This window comes from Micromonospora sp. WMMD737 (assembly GCF_049179055.1).
Taxonomy (GTDB): Bacteria; Actinomycetota; Actinomycetes; order Mycobacteriales; family Micromonosporaceae; genus Micromonospora; species Micromonospora reichwaldensis.
On the sequence record NZ_JBMHMH010000001.1, the window covers coordinates 4985163 to 5000631 of the forward strand.

Genomic DNA, 15469 nt, shown 5'->3' on the forward strand with positions numbered 1-15469 from the left:
GGTGGCGGCCGTCGGCCCGGGAGGATGGGCGGGCGATGAACTTCCTGACCATCCTGCCGATGGCCGTGGTGATGATCGCCGGGACGCAGCTGGTCGCGGCGGTCTTCCTCGCCTCGGCGGACCGGCCGCGTGCCGCGTCGCTGGGCTACCTGGGTGGGGCGGGGATCGTGGTGGCGGGCGGGGTGACGGCGAGTTGGCTGCTCACCCGGGCCGTGAAGGTCGACGTCGGTGCCGGGCTCGGACAGCGCGCGGTGCAGAGCCGGATCGACGTGGCCGTGCTGGCGTTGCTGCTCGTCCTGGCGGTGGTGGTGTTTCTGCGCCGGCACACCGCCGGCCCGCCGAAGTGGATGGGCAACCTCCAGCGGGCGAGCCCAACGTACGCGCTGCGGCTCGGCGTCCTGCTCTTCCTGGCCATGCCGACGGACGACCTCACCATGCTCACCGTCGGGGCGAGCGCCGCCCGGCACGACCTGTCCTGGTGGCACCTGCTGCCGTTCGTCCTGCTCACGCTGGCGCTGCTGGCCCTGCCGCTGCTGGCGTTGCTGCTGCTCGGCCGCCGGGCCGAGACGGTGCTGCCCCGGATCCGGGACTGGGCCGGGCGGCACTCCTGGGTGGTCAGCGAGATCGTCATCGGGTTCTTCGTCGTCCTGACGGCAGCGGAGCTGCTTCGGTGAGCCGTCGCGCAGCCGGTCACACGCGGGGGCCGGGCGCCGTCACCACCACTGACGCGCGGCGGGCGCGCGACGGCCGGAGAGGGAGGGAACCATGCGGGTGCTGGTCACCGGGGCGGGCGGTCGGCTCGGGCGGGTGGTGCTGCCCCGGCTGCACGCCGAGGGGTGGGACGTGCGGGCGACGAGCCGGCGGGCGCGTACCGGCTCGTGGGTGGTCGCCGACCTGGCCACCGGGGAGGGGGTGGTCGAGGCGGTGGCCGGCGTGGACGCCGTACTGCACCTGGCCTCGGCACCGAACCGGGGGCGGCAGACCCACCGGGTCGACGTGCTCGGCACCCGCCGGCTGGTCGTCGCCGCCGGCCGGGCGGGCGTACGGCACCTGGTCTACGTCTCGATCGTCGGGGTGGACCGGGTGCCGATCCCCTACTACCGGCACAAGCGCGCCGCCGAGCAGGTCGTGGCGGCCGGCACGGTGCCGTGGACGGTGCTGCGGGCGACCCAGTTCCCGGAGTTCCTCGACGGGATGCTGCGTGGGGCGAGCCGCCTCGGTCCCGTGATCGGCGACCCGGCCGTACTCGCCCAGCCGGTGGATCCCGGCGAGGTCGCGGACCGCCTCGTCCAGCGGCTCACCGCCGGCCCGCTGCGCGGCATCGAGGAGTACGGCGGCCCGGAGGTGCTCCGCTTCGACGACGCGGCCCGCGCGTGGACGGCCGCGCGGCGGTCCCGCCGGCCGCTGCTCCCGGTCCGGATACCCGGTGGGATCGGCCGCGCCCTGCGCTCGGGCGGCCTGGTCACCGAAGCGACCCCGACGGGCGTCCGGACCTGGGCCGACCACCTCGCCGACACGTACGGGGGAACGGGCGCAAGATGAACGGCCTGCGCGTTCACGTCCGGCCTACCGTGACGCCATGTTCGCCATGGTCGCCACCGTCATTCTGTACGTCGCCGGTTTCGTCTTCCTCTACGGCGTGATCCGGCTCGCCATCCGCCACGCCCTGGAGGAGATGGAGGTGCGCCGGGTCCAGGCCGAGCGGGCGGAGGAACTGGCCTCCGTCCGGGACCGCGCGCTGCTCCGCGACAACGGCTTCCTCACCGGCAACTGACCGGCCCCGTCCCGGTCGGCCCGGGACGGGGCCGGTGCTCCGGGTGACTAGAAGTCGGCGGCCACGGCCAGGTTGAACTTGTCGACGGCGGCCTTCTTCTCCTCCGGGAGCGCCTCGACGTCGATCCGGTCGGTCTCGCCTCTCCCGTCGTGGGTGTCGACGCCCTTGAGGAGGTGGTCGACGATGGAGTTCGCCTCGTCGGTCGTGAAGCCTGCGTCGGTCAGGATGTGCAGCGGAAGTTCACTCATGCCGATCGCCGGTACCCGGCATCACCCGCTCCCACACGCCGTCGGGACCCGTCTCCGGATCGATAGGGGTGACCCCCTGTCGACGACGGTTCCGCTCGCTGGTCAGGTGGTGGGGCGCCGGGCCCGGGCGGGTGCGAGGATCGCAGGCGTGATGGGGACGCTGAAGACCGAACCTGCCCGCAGCCGGCTCGACCTGCTCGCTCCGCCGGTCGCCGCCGCCGTCGGGCAGTGGCCCGCCGAGGCGCCGGTGGACGTCGACGACGTGCTGGTGGCGCCGATCGACGCCGAGCTGGCCGACACCGCCGCCTTCTGCGCCGCGTACGAGGTGGGGCTGGACGAGTCGGCCAACTGCGTGGTGGTGGCCGGCAAGCGTGAGGGGGTCGTGCGCTACGCGGCCTGCGTCGTGCTCGCCACCACCCGCGTCGACGTCAACGGGGTGGCCCGCCGCGCGCTCGACGTGCGGAAGGCGAGCTTCGCGCCGATGGCCGAGGCGGTGGAGCTGACCGGCATGGAGTACGGCGGCATCACCCCGATCGGCCTGCCGGAGCAGTGGCCGATCCTGGTCGACGCGCGGGTGATCGCCGCCCCGCACGTGATCATCGGGTCGGGCGTACGGCACAGCAAGATCGCGCTGCCCGGGCCGGCGCTCGGCGCGCTGCCCGGCGCGCGCGTGGTGGAAGGGCTGGCCAGGCCGGCCTGAACGGTGACGGGCGTCGATGCCGTTGCACGTGAAACATCACACACGTCGATGTCCGTCGTCGGAGGTCGACCCACCCGTCGCCGTGGACTGCTCAGTCGGCTTCGGCCTCGCGGCGGTCCACCTCGGCCAGGGCGGCGAGCAGCGTCTCCGGCTCCTGCGCGCCGGTGACCGCGTACCTGCCGGCCAGCACGAAGGTGGGCACGCTGGTCACCCCGATCTGCCGGGCGGTGGCCAGCTCGTCGGAGAGTTCCGCCACCCGCTCGCCGGAGTCGAGGAACCGGCGCGCCTCGGCCGCGTCCAGGCCCACCTCGGCGGCGAGCGCGGCGAGCGCGTCACGGGAGCCGACGTCGACGCCGTCGGTGAAGTGGGCGCGGTAGAGCGCGTCGACCGTCTCGGCGGCGCGTCCCCGGTCGGCGGCCCAGGCGACCAGGCGGTGCGCGTCGAAGGTGTTCGCCGCGACCGCACGGTCGAAGTCGAGCTTCAGGCCGACCTGGGCCGCCACCTCCGTCACCTGACCGAACATCTGCCGGACGCGGTCCGGCCCGCCGAACTTCGCGGCCATCGCGTCGACAAGCGGACGCGGCTCCGGCACCGGCGACGGGTCGAGCTGGAACGGCCGGTAGCGGACGGTCACCTCGCCGTCGTACGACTCCAGGGCCTGCTCCAGCCGACGCTTGCCGATGTAGCACCAGGGGCACACGACGTCGGCGTAGATCTCGATCTCCATGTCGGGTGACAACCCTCCGTCTAGCTGGTCTGTTCCCGGACCTGCCGCTTGAGCCGGGCCAGGATGGCAGTGCCGCCGCGCACCCGCAGCGGGCTGATCGCCTGGGCCAGTCCCATCCGCTGATAGAGGTCGTCGGGCACGGCGAGCACCTCGTCCGCGCTCGCCCCGGCCAGCCCCTCGGCGAGGATGCCGGCGAAGGCGCGCGTGGTGGGTGCCTCCGGCGGGCAGTCGAACAGCGTCTCCACCGTCTTCTCCGGCGTTACCCGGGCACGCAGGAAGAACGCCGTCTGGCACTCCGGCACCTGCTCCATGCCCTCCCGGTCGGCGGCGCCGGCGGGCAGCGGCGGGATGACGTCGGCGTACTCCAGTAGCATCTCCAGCACCACGTCGCGGGGCGCGGCGGCGAACTCGTCGACGATCTCGGAAAGCCTGGCCGGCATGGATGACATGCCTCCGAGGCTACCGCCGAAGGAAGGGACCCTTCCCGTACCGCAGGCGTTGGTAAGGGGCCCTTCCTCACACCTCAGACGGTCGGTGCCTGCTCGCTGATGTCGCTCAGCGCCGAGTGGGGGTCGAGCTGCATCGCGAGGTCGCCGAGGGAGACGATGCCGACCAGCTTGCGCTCGCTGTCGCAGACCAGCACCCGCCGGATGCCCCGCTCCCGCATCAGGGCGGCCGCCTCGGCCGCGGTCGAGTGCTGCTCGATCATCACCACCTCGCGGGTGACGATCGAGCCGATCGTGGTGGTGGCCGGGTCGCTGCACTCGGCCACCGCCCGTACGACGATGTCCCGGTCGGTGAGCATGCCGGCGAGGGTGGCGCCGTCGGTGACGACCACGTCGCCGATGTCCGCCTCCTTCATCACCCTGGCAGCCTCGTCCAGGGTGGTCTCGGCCGGCAGGTAGATGACCTGCTTCGTCATCACGTCGCTGACCCGGTAACCGGTCATGAGAGCCTCCAGAACGCATTCAGTCGATCGGACTGCGGTACCCCGTGACACGTTCGCTACACCACGTTCCCGCGCTCCCGGTGTACCCGTTCGACCAGCCGGTCCGCCACCCCGTCGACCGGCAGCTCGACGCGCTCGCCGGACGCCCGGTCGCGCAGTTCCACGTACCCCTCGGCGAGACGGCGGCCGACCACGACGGCGCGCGGGATGCCGATCAGCTCGGCGTCGGTGAACTTCACCCCGGCGGAGACGTGCGTCCGGTCGTCGACGAGCACCCGCAGACCGGCGGCGGCGAGCCGCCCGCCGAGCTCCAGCGCCGCGTCGAGCTGCGGCCCCTTCCCGGCAGCCACCAGATGTACGTCGCACGGCGCGATCGCCGCCGGCCAGACGAGCCCCCGCTCGTCGTGGTGCTGTTCGGCGATCGCCGCGACCGCGCGGGACACCCCGATCCCGTAGCAGCCCATGGTCGGCCGGACGGGCTTGCCGGCGGAACCGAGCACGTCGACGGCGAAGGCGTCGGTGTAGCGGCGACCGAGCTGGAAGATGTGCCCGATCTCGATGCCCCGCCGCATGGTCAGCTCGCCGGTGCCGCAGGCCGGGCAGGGGTCGCCGGGGCGCACCTCGGCGGCCTCGACCGTGCCGTCCGGCACGAAGTCCCGGCCGCAGACCACTCCCGTCGCGTGCCGGCCCGGCTCGTTCGCGCCGGTCAGCCACGCGCTGCCCGGCCCCACCCGGGGATCGGCCAGGTAGCGGATGCCCAGCTTCGCCAGGACCTGCGGGCCGAGGTAGCCCCGGACCAGCTCGGGGTGGGCGTCCCAGCCGTCGAAGACGTCCACCGTGGCCGGGGCGACCGCCGCGCCGAGCCGCTTCAGGTCGACCTCGCGGTCGCCGGGCAGCCCGACCACCAGCAGCTCGGCCTCCTTTGCGCCGGGGCGGCGCAGGGCGAGCACCACGTTCTTCAGGGTGTCGGCGGCGGTCCAGTCGTCCCGGCCGCCCAGGCGTCGGGCGTTGGCCAGCTCGACCAGGCTGGCGATGGTCGGGGTCTCGGGGGTGTCGTGCACCTCGGCGGGCGGCTGGGCGTCCGGGTCGCCGGCCGGCGGCGCGGGCGTGGTCACCGCCTCCGTGTTGGCCGCGTAGTCGCAGGCGGTGCAGCCGACGAAGGTGTCCTCGCCGACGGGCGTCGCCGCCAGGAACTCCTCCGACGCCGACCCGCCCATCGCCCCGGAGGTGGCGCGCACGATGGTGTGTTCCAGCCCGAGCCGGTCGAAGATCCGCCGGTACGCGCCGCGGTGCCGCTCGTACGCCGCCGCGAGGCCCGCGTCGTCGAGGTCGAACGAGTAGGCGTCCTTCATCAGGAACTCGCGCCCGCGCAGCAGTCCGGCGCGCGGCCGGGCCTCGTCCCGGAACTTCGTCTGGATCTGGAAGAGCGTCACCGGGAAGTCCCGGTACGAGGTGAACAGGTCCTTGACCAGCAGCGCGGCCAGTTCCTCGTGGGTGGGCGCCAGCAGGTGCTCCGCGCCGCGCCGGTCGGCGAGGGTGAAGATGTCGTCGCCGTACTCCGTCCACCGGCCACTGGTCCGGTAGGGCTCGGCCGGCAGCAGCGCCGGGAAGTGCACCTCCTGGTCGCCGATCGCCGTCATCTCCTGCCGGACCACCTCGGTGACGCGGTCCAGCACCAGCTTGCCCAGCGGCAGCCAGGTGTAGCCGCCCGGCGCGGCGCGACGGATGTAGCCGGCGCGCAGCAGGAGCCGGTGGCTCGGCACCTCCGCGTCGGCCGGGTCCTCGCGCAGGGTCCGGAGCAGCAGGGTCGACATGCGTAGCAGCATTGGCGCAGCGTACGGGGGCCGGCGGCGGGACGACGATCCATTTCGGGTACGGCGGTCAGCCCGGTTCCGGGGCGGGTGGCGTCGCCGGTACGGGACCGAGCAGGCGGCGCGGGCCCTGACCGGTCTCGCCGAGGTGGTCGTCGGTGTTGCGCAGGAGGCAGCGGTCGATGGAGAGGCAGCCGCACCCGATGCAGTCGGTCAGGTCGTCGCGCAGGTGCTGGAGCTGGGCGATGCGCTGGTCGAGTTCGGCCTGCCAGGTGGTGGAGAGCGCGGCCCAGTCCTCCCGGGTCGGGGTACGCCCGTCCGGCAGGCCAGCCAGCGCCTCGGCGACGAGCCGGAGCGGGATGCCGACCCGTTGGGCGACCCGGATGAAGGACACCCGCCGGATCACGTCGCGGGGGTAGCGGCGCTGCCCACCGCTGGTGCGTCGACTGTGGATCAGCCCCTTGGCCTCGTAGAAGTGCAGGGCGGTGACGGCGACGCCGGTGCGGGCAGCGACCTGGCCGACGGTCAGTTCGGTGTGCTGGGGCGGGAGGCTCGCCATGTCGGCATGCTAGCGGCTTGACCTCGACCATGGTCGAGGTTGAAGACTCGCGTCATGGAGCCGATACGGATCGGAATCGTCGTCGGGTCGACGCGGCCCGGACGACGGGGCAGGGCGGTGGCCGAGTGGGTGCACCACGTCGCCCGCGAGCGGCACCCGGCCGTCGCGTTCGAGCTGCTCGACCTCGTCGACTTCGACCTGCCCCTGCTGGACGAGCCGGTCCCGGCGGCGTTCGGCGACTACCGCCGCCCGCACACCCGGGCCTGGGCCGCCGCCGTCGAGCCGTGCGACGGGTTCGTCTTCGTCACCCCGGAGTACAACCACTCCACCTCGGCCGCCTGCAAGAACGCGATCGACTACCTGTGTGCCGAGTGGCAGCACAAGGCGGCCGGCTTCGTCGGGTACGGCGTGACCGGGGGCTGGCGGGCCGTCGAGGCGCTGCGCCTGGTGCTGGCGGAGGTCCGGGTCGCCGGAGTGCGTACCGCCGTCGGGCTTTCCCTGCCCACCGACTTCAGCGGGGAGCGCCTGACCCCCGCCGCCCACCAGGAACGCAGCCTGGACGCGATGCTCGACGAGCTGCTCACCTGGGCGGCGGCCCTGGCCCCGGTCCGCCGCCCGGCGGCGGCCCCGGCCCCGGCGGTGAGGGAGAATCCGGCCCCACCGCCGGCGGCCGACGCCGGCCGGTCGGGGGCGGAACGGGCGGCCCGCCCGTGACCGGCATCGCCGCGGCTCCCGCCGCCACCGCCCCCGTCGCCGGTCGTCGGGCGGCGACGGCCGTCCTTCTCGCCGGCTCCCTGCTGACCGTGCTCGCGGGCGCGGTGCTGACCCCGGTGGTCGAGCTGATCCGCGGCGAACTGCGGCTCACCGGCACCGCCGCCGGGCTCGTCCTCACGGCCCACGGACTCTCCCTTGCCCTCGCCGGCCCGCTGGTCGGCCGCGCCATCGACCGGTGGGGGGTGCGCACGCCCCTGGCCCTCGGGCTGATCCTGTACGGCCTTGCCGGCGGCGCCGGTCTGGTCACCGACAGCTACCCCCTGCTGATCGCCACCCGCCTGCTCTTCGGCGTCGGCGCGGCGCTCGTCTTCGCGGGGACCACGCTCGGGCTGCTCGACCTGCACGAGGGGGCGGCCCGCGACCGGGCGATGGGCTGGCGGTCCACCGCGATCAGCCTCGGCGGGGTGCTGTTTCCGCTGCTGGGCGGGGTACTGGGCGGGCTCTCCTGGCACGCCCCGTTCGGCGTCTACCTGGTCGGGGTGCCGCTCGGCCTGGTCACGCTCCGGGTGCTCCCGGGGCGTCGCGCCGCCGTCGACGCCGGCGCGCCACCGGGCCGGCCGGGGTCGCTGTGGGACCTGCTCCGTGGGCATCCCGCGCTCGTCGGGATCTACGGTCTCCAGGTGGTGACCAGCCTGCTGCTGTACGGGGTGCTGGTGTTCCTGCCGCTGCGGCTGGCCGAGGTCGGCATCACCGAGACGGCTGTCGTGGCGCTGTTCACGGGCGCCCCGTCGCTGGCCATGAGCGTCGTCGGTCTGGGCTACGCCCGGGCCCGGGCCTGCCTGGGCCAGGTGCGGCTGCTCGCGATCACCCTCGCCGTCTTCACGGTCGCGCTGGTCACCCTCGGGCTGACCGGTTCGCCGGCGCTCATGCTGGCCGCGCCGGCCGTGTTCGGGATCGGCATGGGGCTGGTCGTGCCGGCGCTGACCGTCCTGGTGGCCGAACACTCCCCGCCCGCCCGGCGCGGCCAGGCCACCGCGCTGCTGGCCAGCGCCACCTTCGCCGGCCTGTTCGTCTCGCCGCTGCTGCTCGGGTCGGTCCAGGCGGTCACCTCGACGCGCGGCACGTTCCTGGCCGGGGCGGCGCTGGCCGGTGTCACCCTGGCGCTGCTCGCCGTCCGCCTGCGCGGCGGGCAGCGGTCGTCGGCGGGCTGACCCGGTCGACGCGGCCCGCGCCCCGCCGACCTGTTCCAGCGGGACCGGTGGCCGGGCGGAACGCCACGTTCCGCCCGGCCGGCGTCAGCGGGAGCCGTGACCGACGGGCGTGACCTGATCCAGCAGACCGGCGAGCCGTTGGGCGACCGGCGGGGCGTGCAGGTGCAGCCGGGCCACGTTGATGCTGTCCTCGCCGACGACCGCGAGCAGCGCCTGCGGGCTGACCGCGTAGACGCTCAGGTAGCCGCCGGCGTTGCGGACGGTGGACTGCTGGAATTCGCCCTGCCCCAGCCGCAGCCCGACCTGCCGGCCCAGCCCGTACGTGGTGGCGGCGAGCGCCGCCAGGTCGTTCGGGTCGACGTCGGTCTGCAGGTTGTGGGTGATGAGCAGGCCGTCCACGCCGCCGAGGACGCAGCCGTGCACCCCGGGGATCTGGAGGCGCAGCTCCGACAGCTCGTGCCCGATCGCCGGGTACGGCAGCGACGTGTTCCCGGCCAGCGACGGGGGCAACGACCGGGGTGGCGGGAGGGTGCCCGTGCGTGCGGTGCGGCGGGGCAGTGGGGTCTCGGTGTCGTCGATCCCGCTCACAGCTCCAGGCTCTCCTCGATGCTGCGCAGCTGGTGACGCGCCATCGCCAGGTTGGCGCGGCTCTTGCTCACCATCAGGTAGAGGAAGAGCCCCTTGCCGGTGCGGCTGGTCACCGGGCGGATCAGGTGGTACTGCGTGCCGAGGGTGATGAGGATGTCCTCGATCTCGTCGTTCAGGTTGAGCATCTCGATGGTGCGCAGCTTGGCGCGGACGACATCGGTGTTGCCGGCGGCGGCGACGGTCAGGTCGATCTCCCCGGTTCCGCCCGCCACGCCGAGGGTCATCCCACTGTTGTAGTCGACGAGTGCGGCGCCGATCGCGCCGTCGATGCTCATCGCGGTCTTCAGTGCCAGGTCGAGGTTCGACACGCTGCTTTCTCCCAGGACGTACGGGCGGCGTCGCCCGCTGCGGTGCAGAGGGTGACACGGCGGTGACAAGTGTTACCACCTCGTTAAAAAGGCTTGGACGAGGCTCGCACACCGGAGGCCGCGGCGCACCTGCTGGCGCCGCCATCCACCTGACCGGACCGCGCGGGACGGCCGGCGGTCCCGCAAGTGGGACGTTCCGAGGGTTGTCGACGGCGCCACGGAACTCCTCGCATCGACGCAGCGCGGTGATCGGGCTCGTGGCCCCGGTCCCGGATCACGCCTGTGGGCACGGTCCCGCCGCCAACGATGACCTCCGCCACGTTTGTCCATCGGTGCCCCCCGGCACCGGCTCTCCTGGTGAAGACTGTCCCGCGTCGGGAAGGGCCCCTTCCTCCACCGGGGTGCTCTTTCCCACCGCACGTCGGAGGGATGATCAGGTGCGCTGGCGCAGTTACGTGGCGGTCGGGGACAGCTTCACCGAGGGCATGGACGACGCGTACCCGGACGGCAGCTACCGGGGCTGGGCGGACCTGGTGGCCACCCGGCTGGCCGCCGAGGCCGGCCCCGACTTCCGCTACGCGAACCTGGCCATCCGGGGCCGGCTCTTCCCCGGCGTGGTGGCCGAGCAGGTGCCCGCCGCGCTCGCCATGAAGCCCGACCTGATCAGCTTCGCGGCCGGCGGCAACGACGTGCTCCGCCGCACCTTCGACCCGGACGCCCTGGTCACCCGCTTCGACGACGTGGTGCGCAGGCTGCGCTCCGGCGGCGCCGACGTGGTCCTCTTCCGGTTCGCCGACGTGATGGCCCGGCTGCCCGGCCAGCGCCTCGTCGCGCCCCGGGTGCAACTGCTCAACCGGGCCGTCGGCGAGACCGCCGAGCGGCACGGCGCCATCCTGGTCGACCTGTACGCCGACGACGCGTACCTCAACCCGATGCTCTGGAGCACCGACCGGCTGCACCTGTCGGAGGCCGGGCACCGACGGGTCGCCGCGCAGGTGCTCAACGCGCTCGGCGTCGGCTGCGACGAGGAGTGGCTGATGGTGCCGCCGCACCCGGCGCCGACGCCCTGGCTGGCCGCCCGCGCCGCCGACCTGCGCTGGGCCGGGCGGCACCTGGCACCGTGGATCAAGCGCCGGCTCACCGGCCGCTCCTCCGGCGACACGGTCACCGCCAAGCGCCCGTCCCTCGGCCCGATCACCGACTGAGTCGTGCTCACCCTGCACACCGCGCCGCTGCTGCGGACCGCGCCCGACGCCCCGCCCACCCCGGGGGCCGCCGTCGCGGTCCGGGCCGACCGGATCGTCGCGGTCGGACCGCTGGCCGAGCTGACCGGGGCGTACGCCGGAGCCAGGATCCGCCGCTGGCCCGGCACGCTCGGGCCGGGGGTGGTGCACGACGGGCCGCTGCCGGCCGCCGACACGCCCCGCGAGCGGGTGCACGCGCTGCTGCGCCTCGGGGTGACCGCCGTCCTGGCCGGCCACCTGACCGGTCCGGCGCTGCGGGCCGCCGTGGAGCGCAGCGACCTGCTGGTGCTGCCCGCCGCCGCACCGCCGACGCTGGCTCCCGGCGGACGCGCGGACCTGGCCGTCCTCGACGCCGACGGCGCCTGCCTGGTGACCGTGGTCGCCGGCCGGATCGCCCACCGCCGCGCCTGACCGCCCGGCGACGCGGTTCCCGATGGCCGGTCGCCGGCCCGGGATGCGGCGTACCTTGGGGATCATGTCTGTGCCGAGCGATCCCGATCCCCGACTCCAGTCGTACGCGGACCCGCAGCGGTTGGTCACCACCGGATGGTTGGCCGAGCACCTGGGCGACGAAGGGCTCGTCGTCGTCGAGTGCGACGAGGACGTGCTGCTCTACGACACCGGCCACATCCCGGGCGCCGTGAAGGTGGACTGGCACACCGAGCTGAACGACCAGGTGACCCGGGACTACCTGGACGCCGAGCGCTTCGCCGAGCTGTGCGCCGCCAAGGGCATCGGCCGGGGTGACACGGTCGTCTTCTACGGCGACAACTTCAACTGGTGGGCCGCGTACGCCCTCTGGGTGTTCACGCTCTTCGGCCACCCGGACGTGCGGCTGCTCGACGGCGGCCGGCAGAAGTGGATCGCCGAGGGCCGCGAGACGACCCGGGACAAGCCGACCCGGCCCCGCGCCGACTACCCGGTGCCGCAGCGCAACGACGCGCCCGTGCGGGCGTACCGCGAGCAGGTGATGGCGCACGTGGCGGCGGGCCGCCCGCTTGTCGACGTCCGGTCGCCGGGCGAGTACACCGGCGAGATGCTGCACATGCCGGACTATCCGCAGGAGGGCGCGCTGCGCGGCGGGCACATCCCGGGCGCGGTCAGCAAGCCGTGGAAGTCCGCCGCCAACGACGACGGCACGTTCAGGTCGGCCGACGAGTTGCGCGCGATCTACGCCGACCAGCTCGGCCTGGGCCCGGACGACGACATCGTGGCCTACTGCCGCATCGGCGAGCGGTCGAGTCACACCTGGTTCGTGCTGCGGCACCTGCTGGGCTACCCGCAGGTGCGCAACTACGACGGCTCGTGGACCGAGTGGGGCAACCTGGTCCGGGCCCCCGTCGTCAAGGGCGACCAGCCCGGCGGCCTGGCGGGCTGACGCGTCGGCCGGTCCCCGCGCGCCCACCACGGTCGCACGGGGACCGGCCCTGCCGTGGTACGGGACAGGTCAGCCGGCGGAGAGCGACACCGCCCCGAACAGGTTGCGCGTCACGCCCGTGATCTCGCGGGTCTCCGGCCGCCAGCGCAGCAGCCCGCCCGGGTCGTGGCGCAGCAGCACCGCGCCGTCGGAGTCCCAGCCGAGCACTTCGCAGCAGCCCTTCCAACGGTCCCGGCCCAGGTCGAGCAGGTGGGTGACGATGCGGGTGTCGGCGTTCAGCAGCGCGACGCCCTCCAGCCCGCCCATCGTGTCCGTGGTGATCCAGCCGGCGCGGGCCACCCGGTCTCCGCGCTGCCAGCCCCGCCCGTAGAACTCGTCGACCCGGTGACCGGGCGGTAGCGCGCGGAAGTCGACCGGGCCGTAGCTGCGCTGCGTCTCATCGTGGGTCCACCGGACCTCCGTCAGGTTCGGCGGCGTGCCGCCCAGTTCGAGAGGGAGGTTCGGCGGGGCCGCCGGGTCGGGCGTGACCGCGTCCCAGGGAGACACGGGCAGCTTCCGGGCGACGCCCGTGATCCGGTCCAGCTCGTACGTGGTGTCGTCGTCGCCGACGAGCAGCCGGTCGCCGGACCAGAGGACGTGCTCCAGGTAACCCTTGAGCGGGTGGCGGCGTACGGCGGCGGTGGTCAGGTCGACCACGATCACCTCGTCGGTCTGGGCGAAGACGGCCGTCCGCCCGTCCGGGGAGAGACTTCCGCTCTTCAGCGGCACCGCCTCGTTGCCCCCGGCGTCGCGGGTCGGGGCGGGGGTGACCACGTCGAGGTCGCGTACGACGCCGTCGTCGCCGAGCACCCGGATCCGGCCGGCGACGCCGGTCCCGGGGTCGACCGGCTGGTGCAGCGCCAGCGCCCGGCGTACCGGGCGGGTCGAGAGCGTCGCGCCGACCGGGTCGCCGAGGCGGCCCAGCGGGTGCCCGGGATAGGCCAGGTCGGCCGGGGGCGTCTGCACGGGCACGGGGTGCGGGGTCGGGTTCTTCTCCGGTGTCGCAGTGGTGGCCGGTGTTGGCGGCGCGGCGGGGCGCAGGGCCAGTGCCGTACCGCCGGTGAGCAGGGCGACCGCGAGCACGGTGGCGCCAGCGGCGCGGCGGGCACGCCGCACCCGGCCGGCCCGTTCCCAGCCGGTCGCGGCGGGGTGCGCCGGCCGGACGTCCTCGGCGGCGACAGTGAGCAGCCGGTGCAGTTCCTCTTCCCTCACGGGTTCACCTCCATTCCGGTGACCAGGCCGCCGCCGGGCCGCCCCTCGTCGCGTCCCAGCTCCGGCGCGATCTCCCGGAGCCGGCGCAGCGCCATGTGACACTGGCTCTTGACGGTAGTCAAGCGTCGAAAGAAGCCAAAGACAGGGGTAAGCGCCTCCTTGCCACGGATGTTGGTAACAACGATGCCAGGGGCACGGTTCTTACCCGATCCGGAGACCGTGCGCAGCTTGTGCGGGCAAGGTACTGGTGATGCGTCTTGCGGATGTTGCGATCCTCGCCCGGCGCCGTGGCCGGGCGCAGCCGGCACTTACGCGGCGTACTACATCTCCATTGGCACGCTGTTGCGATTCTTGCCGGCGCGGTGGCCGGGCGCAGCAGTCGCGACGCCAGTAGATCCCGCTGACGACGATCTTGTTGCGATCCTCGTCCGGCGCAGTGGCCGAGCGCAGCCGGATCAGCAACTCTTCGGTGTCCTCGTCGATCACGACGTTGCGATCCTCGTCCGGCGCGGTGGCCGGGCGCAGCCCGTTGGTGTGGTAGTAGCCGTGTGTCCACGTCTCGTTGCGATCCTCGCCCGGCGCGGTGGCCGGGCGCAGCGTCGACGTCGGCGGCCAGCTCGGCGCGCACCTCGCCGAGTTGCGATCCTCGCCCGGCGCGGTGGCCGGGCGCAGCCTTGCACGGCCGCCAGCCGCGTCGTCCCGTCTCCGGGTTGCGATCCTCGCCTGGCGCGGTGGCCGGGCGCAGCGCGAGGAACGCGTACGCGCGGCGGCGGGCCCGCTTGTTGTTGCGATCCTCGCCCGGCGAGGTGGCCGGGCGCAGCTGCACGACCTGCCCACCGATCACGCACCGATCACCGACGTTGCGATCCTCGCCCGACGCGGTGGCCGGGCGCAGCTTGCGGGGTCGGTCCACCACCGCCCGATGACCGACGCCGTTGCGATCCTCGCCCCGCGCGGTGGCCGGGCGCAGCCGCCGGGAAGATGACCGCCACGGTCGCGGGCGACGAACTGTTGCGATCCTCGCCCGGCGCGGTGGCCGGGCGCAGCGCCGCCTGCAGGTCGAGGAGCGGACGAGCTGATGGGCGAGTTGCGATCCTCGCCCTGCGCGGTGGCCGGGCGCAGCACCCACTCTCGGCGCAGGCCATCCCAGTCGGGCCGGTGGTTGCGATCCTCGCCCGGCGGGGTGGCCGGGCGCAGCTTCGTCTCCTTCGACAGTCCAGGCCAGCCGTCGGCGTTGCGATCCTCCCCGGCGCGGTGGCCGGGCGCAGCGTGACGACGTAGTTGCCGGCCAGGTCGTACATGCCGACGTTGCGATCCCCGCCCGGCGCGGTGGCCGGGCGCAGCGACGCGGCGGTCCAGGCGGTCAACCTCGCGCCAGAGCAGGTTGCGATCCTCGCCCGGCGCGGTGGCCGGGCGCAGCGCGTCGGCGAGCAGGACCGTGTCGTCGACACCCTCGTTGCGATCCTCGCCCGGCGCGGTGGCCGGGCGCAGCAGTACCGACCGGGTGTGGGTCACCGGCCAGGCCCGGGTTGCGATCCTCGCCCGGCGCGGTGGCCGGGCGCAGCGCGCCGAACGCGATCTCGCTGCCACCAGGTGGCAAGTCGTTGCGATCCTCGCCCGGCGCGGTGGCCGGGCGCGGCGCGCCCGCTGCGTGCCAGGGGTACGGCAAGGGCTACGTGTTGCGATCCTCGCCCGGCGCGGTGGCCGGGCGCAGCCGCCCACGTCAGATCCGGGCCACACTCCACGCCCAGGGCGTTGCGATCCTCGCCCGGCGCGGTGGCCGGGCGCAGCCGGGTCCGCCGCCGGGGTGACCTGCGGGCGTACACCGTTGCGATCCTCGCCCGGCGCGGTGGCCGGGCGCAGCCCTCGGCCGGCCCTCGCCGCCCGGCCGAGGTTCCGGCCGTTGCGATCCTCGCCCGGCGCGGTGGCCGGGCGCAGCGTGATGAA

18 protein-coding genes, 1 pseudogene and 2 CRISPR repeat arrays (1 of these 21 running past the window's edge) are annotated in these 15469 nt (G+C 74.1%); of the genes and pseudogenes, 9 read left to right on the plus strand and 10 right to left on the minus strand.

Annotated elements, in window-relative coordinates; all coding sequences use genetic code 11:
• Positions 1-35 precede the first annotated feature (35 nt).
• The 3 genes from ACN27A_RS21940 to ACN27A_RS21950 all read left to right on the plus strand — a co-directional run bounded on the left by ACN27A_RS21940 (position 36) and on the right by ACN27A_RS21950 (position 1774).
• Entirely contained in the window at positions 36-674 is a 639-nt protein-coding gene (locus tag ACN27A_RS21940) for a GAP family protein (protein WP_421456458.1), read from the plus strand.
• 91 nt (positions 675-765) lie between these two features.
• Positions 766-1542, plus strand: a complete 777-nt coding sequence (locus ACN27A_RS21945) for an SDR family oxidoreductase (protein WP_421456461.1) — start codon at positions 766-768, stop codon at positions 1540-1542.
• A gap of 37 nt (positions 1543-1579) precedes the next feature.
• Positions 1580-1774 (plus strand): hypothetical protein, encoded by a 195-nt coding sequence (locus ACN27A_RS21950; RefSeq protein ID WP_121397379.1) that lies wholly within the window; start codon positions 1580-1582, stop codon positions 1772-1774.
• Between the two features lie 47 nt (positions 1775-1821).
• Here ACN27A_RS21950 and ACN27A_RS21955 read toward each other — a convergent pair whose 3' ends face one another.
• Positions 1822-2022, minus strand: coding sequence for a hypothetical protein (locus ACN27A_RS21955; RefSeq protein WP_358118828.1), 201 nt, complete (start codon positions 2020-2022; stop codon positions 1822-1824).
• A gap of 151 nt (positions 2023-2173) precedes the next feature.
• Here ACN27A_RS21955 and ACN27A_RS21960 point away from each other — a divergent pair, with 151 nt between their 5' ends.
• Positions 2174-2722: a YbaK/EbsC family protein gene (locus ACN27A_RS21960; RefSeq protein ID WP_151452791.1), complete on the plus strand. Its 549-nt coding sequence runs from the start codon at positions 2174-2176 to the stop codon at positions 2720-2722.
• A gap of 91 nt (positions 2723-2813) precedes the next feature.
• Here ACN27A_RS21960 and ACN27A_RS21965 read toward each other — a convergent pair whose 3' ends face one another.
• The 5 genes from ACN27A_RS21965 to soxR form a co-directional block, all read right to left on the minus strand.
• Positions 2814-3449 (minus strand): DsbA family oxidoreductase, encoded by a 636-nt coding sequence (locus ACN27A_RS21965; RefSeq protein ID WP_421456464.1) that lies wholly within the window; start codon positions 3447-3449, stop codon positions 2814-2816.
• 20 nt (positions 3450-3469) lie between these two features.
• Entirely contained in the window at positions 3470-3898 is a 429-nt protein-coding gene (locus ACN27A_RS21970; RefSeq protein ID WP_311409990.1) for a SufE family protein, read from the minus strand.
• A 74-nt stretch (positions 3899-3972) separates the two neighbouring features.
• Entirely contained in the window at positions 3973-4398 is a 426-nt protein-coding gene (locus ACN27A_RS21975; RefSeq protein WP_421456466.1) for a CBS domain-containing protein, read from the minus strand.
• Positions 4399-4454: 56 nt separating this feature from the next.
• Positions 4455-6224 carry a proline--tRNA ligase gene (locus tag ACN27A_RS21980; protein ID WP_421456469.1) on the minus strand — a complete coding sequence of 590 codons (1770 nt, stop codon included), beginning with the start codon at positions 6222-6224 and terminating at the stop codon, positions 4455-4457.
• 55 nt (positions 6225-6279) lie between these two features.
• A complete protein-coding gene (gene soxR, locus ACN27A_RS21985) occupies positions 6280-6768 on the minus strand; it encodes a redox-sensitive transcriptional activator SoxR (RefSeq protein WP_421456472.1) in 489 nt (162 codons plus the stop codon).
• A gap of 54 nt (positions 6769-6822) precedes the next feature.
• On the opposite strand from soxR, the pseudogene ACN27A_RS21990 reads away from it, so the two are divergent.
• Together ACN27A_RS21990 and ACN27A_RS21995 are read left to right on the plus strand one after the other, a co-directional pair.
• Positions 6823-7383: pseudogene (locus tag ACN27A_RS21990) on the plus strand (NADPH-dependent FMN reductase); the annotation flags it as partial.
• Positions 7384-7478: 95 nt separating this feature from the next.
• Positions 7479-8693 carry an MFS transporter gene (locus ACN27A_RS21995; RefSeq protein ID WP_421456475.1) on the plus strand — a complete coding sequence of 405 codons (1215 nt, stop codon included), beginning with the start codon at positions 7479-7481 and terminating at the stop codon, positions 8691-8693.
• 84 nt (positions 8694-8777) lie between these two features.
• Here ACN27A_RS21995 and ACN27A_RS22000 read toward each other — a convergent pair whose 3' ends face one another.
• Both ACN27A_RS22000 and ACN27A_RS22005 read right to left on the minus strand, forming a co-directional pair.
• Positions 8778-9281, minus strand: a complete 504-nt coding sequence (locus tag ACN27A_RS22000) for a roadblock/LC7 domain-containing protein (protein WP_421456478.1) — start codon at positions 9279-9281, stop codon at positions 8778-8780.
• Entirely contained in the window at positions 9278-9649 is a 372-nt protein-coding gene (locus tag ACN27A_RS22005) for a hypothetical protein (RefSeq protein WP_151452779.1), read from the minus strand. Before ACN27A_RS22005 ends, ACN27A_RS22000 begins: the two co-directional genes overlap by 4 nt.
• A 437-nt stretch (positions 9650-10086) precedes the next feature.
• On the opposite strand from ACN27A_RS22005, the gene ACN27A_RS22010 reads away from it, so the two are divergent.
• The 3 genes from ACN27A_RS22010 to ACN27A_RS22020 all read left to right on the plus strand — a co-directional run bounded on the left by ACN27A_RS22010 (position 10087) and on the right by ACN27A_RS22020 (position 12271).
• Positions 10087-10854, plus strand: coding sequence for an SGNH/GDSL hydrolase family protein (locus tag ACN27A_RS22010; protein ID WP_421456481.1), 768 nt, complete (start codon positions 10087-10089; stop codon positions 10852-10854).
• Positions 10855-10857: 3 nt separating this feature from the next.
• Positions 10858-11304, plus strand: coding sequence for an imidazolonepropionase-like domain-containing protein (locus tag ACN27A_RS22015; protein ID WP_421456483.1), 447 nt, complete (start codon positions 10858-10860; stop codon positions 11302-11304).
• A 64-nt stretch (positions 11305-11368) separates the two neighbouring features.
• Complete coding sequence (locus ACN27A_RS22020; protein ID WP_421456486.1) at positions 11369-12271, plus strand: sulfurtransferase; 903 nt, start codon at positions 11369-11371, stop codon at positions 12269-12271.
• Between the two features lie 69 nt (positions 12272-12340).
• On the opposite strand, the gene ACN27A_RS22025 is transcribed toward ACN27A_RS22020, so the two are convergent.
• On the minus strand, positions 12341-13522 hold the full coding sequence (locus tag ACN27A_RS22025; RefSeq protein WP_421456488.1) for a hypothetical protein: 1182 nt from the start codon (positions 13520-13522) through the stop codon (positions 12341-12343).
• On the minus strand, positions 13519-13644 hold the full coding sequence (locus ACN27A_RS22030; RefSeq protein WP_421456490.1) for a hypothetical protein: 126 nt from the start codon (positions 13642-13644) through the stop codon (positions 13519-13521). Before ACN27A_RS22030 ends, ACN27A_RS22025 begins: the two co-directional genes overlap by 4 nt.
• 292 nt (positions 13645-13936) lie before the next feature.
• Positions 13937-14721: direct repeats of the CRISPR family, unit length 37 nt; unit sequence GTTGCGATCCTCGCCCGGCGCGGTGGCCGGGCGCAGC.
• 108 nt (positions 14722-14829) lie between these two features.
• Positions 14830-15469: direct repeats of the CRISPR family, unit length 37 nt; unit sequence GTTGCGATCCTCGCCCGGCGCGGTGGCCGGGCGCAGC; it runs 6225 nt beyond the window's last position.

Excerpts from the sequence above, each read along its gene's own strand:
- ACN27A_RS21940 (WP_421456458.1), top strand. The coding sequence starts at position 36 with ATGAACTTCCTGACCATCCTGCCGATGGCCGTGGTGATGATCGCCGGG.
- ACN27A_RS21945 (WP_421456461.1), top strand. The coding sequence starts at position 766 with ATGCGGGTGCTGGTCACCGGGGCGGGCGGTCGGCTCGGGCGGGTGGTG.
- ACN27A_RS21950 (WP_121397379.1), top strand. The coding sequence starts at position 1,580 with ATGTTCGCCATGGTCGCCACCGTCATTCTGTACGTCGCCGGTTTCGTC.
- ACN27A_RS21955 (WP_358118828.1), bottom strand. The coding sequence starts at position 2,022 with ATGAGTGAACTTCCGCTGCACATCCTGACCGACGCAGGCTTCACGACC.
- ACN27A_RS21960 (WP_151452791.1), top strand. The coding sequence starts at position 2,174 with ATGGGGACGCTGAAGACCGAACCTGCCCGCAGCCGGCTCGACCTGCTC.
- ACN27A_RS21965 (WP_421456464.1), bottom strand. The coding sequence starts at position 3,449 with ATGGAGATCGAGATCTACGCCGACGTCGTGTGCCCCTGGTGCTACATC.
- ACN27A_RS21970 (WP_311409990.1), bottom strand. The coding sequence starts at position 3,898 with ATGTCATCCATGCCGGCCAGGCTTTCCGAGATCGTCGACGAGTTCGCC.
- ACN27A_RS21975 (WP_421456466.1), bottom strand. The coding sequence starts at position 4,398 with ATGACCGGTTACCGGGTCAGCGACGTGATGACGAAGCAGGTCATCTAC.
- ACN27A_RS21980 (WP_421456469.1), bottom strand. The coding sequence starts at position 6,224 with ATGCTGCTACGCATGTCGACCCTGCTGCTCCGGACCCTGCGCGAGGAC.
- soxR (WP_421456472.1), bottom strand. The coding sequence starts at position 6,768 with ATGGCGAGCCTCCCGCCCCAGCACACCGAACTGACCGTCGGCCAGGTC.
- ACN27A_RS22020 (WP_421456486.1), top strand. The coding sequence starts at position 11,369 with ATGTCTGTGCCGAGCGATCCCGATCCCCGACTCCAGTCGTACGCGGAC.